Genomic DNA, 3,381 nt, shown 5'->3' on the forward strand with positions numbered 1-3,381 from the left:
TTCATCATTTTTATCAGATATTATTTTTTAGCTATTATTCACTACCTATTTATATTGAAACTTTGTTAAATTTATATATTTTTTATTATTTCATCAAAATTATCCAGTCTTAAAATTAATTAAACTAAAAAAAGTAGCATCGCTACTTTTAAACTGATTTTTCATTTCATTTTTTAATTATATAAGATCCCTATTTTCAAAAAATTCTTTTAAGATAGATTTTACCTCTTTTACTCTAAGTCTACTAATCGGAATTATTGTTCCATCATCAAGTTCTATATCTGTTTTATCTAACCTTCTTATATGCTTTGCATTTACTAAATATGACTTATGACATCTTATAAAATATTGTTTAGATAGTCGTTCTTCTAAATCAATCATTCTTTCGTGTACATCTACAAAATTTTTATCATAATGAATCCTAATTAACTTTCCTGTAGTTTCAATATATAAAATTTTATTTATTGGTAATCTTATTCCCCCCTTACTTTCCTTTATATTTAAAAAATCTCCCCTATTCATATAGTATCTAATAAGTAACCTTTCAAATTGAACTAAAAATCTTCTTTTATTTTCTCCAACTAATGGTTTTAATATATAATTAAATGCCCCTATATCAAAGCAATCTAATGTATATTTTCTAGTATACGAAAAATATATTAAATCTATCTTCTTATCAAAACTTTTAATATCTTTTCCTAAAGCTACACCGCATTCTTCTCCTATATGTGTTTCTAAAAATACTACATCAAACCTTAATCCTGTCTCTAAAGAATTCATTAAGCCCTTTGAATCCATAAACTCACTAATCAGACATTCTATATTTTTCTTTAAAGCCTCTCTTCTAATTAATACTATCAAATCTTTTACGAACTCTTTATCAGTATCACATATTGCTACTTTTATCATCTGCTTCCACTTCCATTATTAAATTTTTTATGTATCTTTTTTAATCTTATTATTTATATAGTAAAATATATTCTACTTATTTTTCAAGCAATTCATTAAAATTTTACTTTCTTTATTGCTATCTACTAATTTTTATACTTCTTTTTTCATTTTTTATTAATTTTCTGTATCTTCTATCGTCCATATAACTTTTTCTATTTCAAAATAATTTCACTCTTCTACACTATATATCTATATTTTTCATTTATAATTATAATAAAGGGAGGATTTAAATATGTTACTAAAATTAATTTTTGCAATATTATCTCTAGGTGCTATATTTATTATTCTTAGACAAGAATTTAATATATACACACTAAAAAAAGATAAAAATAAAACTATAATATATAGTAAACCTTTAATACGCTCTTATATTTATCGTATTATAATTTGCTACCTTTCAATTATGACTATTCTCAACTTATTTTCAAGTAATGAAAGTACTTTTAGAGCATTAAGTTATATGTTATGGATAATTTTTATTCCACTACTTTATAATTCAATAAAAGCAAACTATATTTTTATTAATGGTGATTATATAGAAATTTACTTAGATGAAAAGATCCTTATATCTAATATTAAAAATGTTTCTATCGAAACTATATCTACAAAAAATATATTAATGACTATTTCTATAAAGAATGATACAGATAGTTATCTACATTTTAGTAATGAAAAAGATGCTAAAGACGTCTCTGAAAAACTTAAATCTTTAGCATTTATCTCAAACATTACATAAATATATACATGAAGAGCACGCTAAAAACTTTAGTATGCTCTTCTTTCTAATCTCTATATTTAAATAACTGTTACAGCATTTATTCCATCTGTAATTACTGTTGTTTGTAAATTATTTGTTTTTATATTTCCTGCTGTTCCATATAAGTTATTTATAGTGAAATAGAAGTCTAAATTTTCTCCTTTTTCATATGGTACTGTTGCTGTCCATACTCCATTTCCTTCATTTTTCATACTTTCAGCTTTCCAGCCATTTGTATTTAAATTTAATTGAACATTTTTATCTTCTTTAGTTTTATCATTATACGTAATAGTTATTGTACCATTATTATTTATCTTATAATTTGTATCTCCCATTAAATTAACATATTTTTGTCCTGACATAACTGTTCCATAATTTATTCCATGCTTTTGTAACATTGGCATACCACCATAAGTATTTTGCTCTATATGAGCTCCAATATCTTGTCGATCTTGTGTTCCTACTAAATACCAAAGAGCAGGATTTCTATAACCTTGTTGCCAAGTTGGATCTGCTATATACCATTTTCCATATACATTTACATTATTCCAAGCATGTAAAATACCACCTTTAGATGTATATCCACTAATCCAAATATTTTCTATACCAACTCTCTCTAATAAATATGATAATCCTTCTGCAAATCCACCACATACAGCACTATGATTTTCTAAAGCACCTACTATTGTTTCACTTGTTGTATATTTTCCGTTATCATAATATATTAAGCTACTCTCAAATTCATTTTCTATTTGGCCTATTACTTGATACTCATCCATATTAGGCTTTATAGTTGACAATATTCTTGTAACTGTCGGCTCTATTGCCATTAATTGTTTTTGATACTCATTTCCTTTAGCTTGCTTTGGATTAATATAAAAATATTGTCCTACTATTTTACCATATCCATTTTCTGCATAAGTATCATTCCATTGTAAAAGATACATTCTTGGTAATTGTGTTAAATAATTTTCAATTTCCACCATATCACTTGAAGTTAATCCTGTATTACCATAGTATACAAAAACTCTAGCTTGACCATTTTTATTAAGCTTATATTTATTATCTGAATTATTATATTTCAATAAAGTTGTAAATGCTTTATAGAAAGCGTTATACACATTTTCTGGCAAATGTTGTTTTGCATAATATATCTGATTACTAAATGGAGATGTTAAATAATTTATGTTTCCATTTAATACATATTTTAATCCTGAGTTTGTTTCATTCACATCATTACTTTTCATTTGTATAGATGGATAAACTATTTTTGAAATTACACTCTTACTACCATCTAAGGTTGCATTTGTTGATACTTCAATAGGAGTTGTTTCTGTTAAAGTATTTTCTTTTACTGTTGGAATAGAAAACTTTCCTTGACCATTTGCTACTCCTTCAAAAGTCTGCCCATTTACGTTAACTGTAATTTTTTGATTTGCAGCAACATTTCCTGTTAATTCAAGAATTGATGAATTACCTTTAGTTATCTCAGCCTTATTTACATCAAATGTTGGATTATCTGTTGTTGGATTACAAAATACATTTGTTTGTTGTAATATAGTCCATCCTCTTGACGTAAATATATCAAAGCATCCTGATGGCGTAAAACTTGAACCTGTATTTTCTTTTACAGGTATAGCAAAATATCCTTCTGCATTTGATTTTCCAACACA

At 25.3% G+C, this 3,381-nt stretch carries 3 protein-coding genes; 1 reads left to right on the plus strand and 2 read right to left on the minus strand.

Features of this window, described 5'->3' with window-relative positions:
- Positions 1–177: 177 nt before the first annotated feature.
- Positions 178–909 (minus strand): LytR/AlgR family response regulator transcription factor, encoded by a 732-nt coding sequence (locus ACRDDY_RS17355; protein ID WP_438566183.1) that lies wholly within the window; start codon positions 907–909, stop codon positions 178–180.
- 274 nt (positions 910–1,183) lie between these two features.
- On the opposite strand from ACRDDY_RS17355, the gene ACRDDY_RS17360 reads away from it, so the two are divergent.
- Positions 1,184–1,687: a hypothetical protein gene (locus tag ACRDDY_RS17360; RefSeq protein ID WP_438566184.1), complete on the plus strand. Its 504-nt coding sequence runs from the start codon at positions 1,184–1,186 to the stop codon at positions 1,685–1,687.
- Between the two features lie 59 nt (positions 1,688–1,746).
- Here the strand turns inward: ACRDDY_RS17360 and ACRDDY_RS17365 are convergent.
- A partial coding sequence (locus tag ACRDDY_RS17365; protein ID WP_438566185.1) for a transglutaminase domain-containing protein occupies positions 1,747–3,381 on the minus strand: 1,635 nt, incomplete at its 5' end.

Source organism: Clostridium sp. (genome assembly GCF_051656525.1).
GTDB lineage: Bacteria > Bacillota > Clostridia > Clostridiales > Clostridiaceae > Clostridium.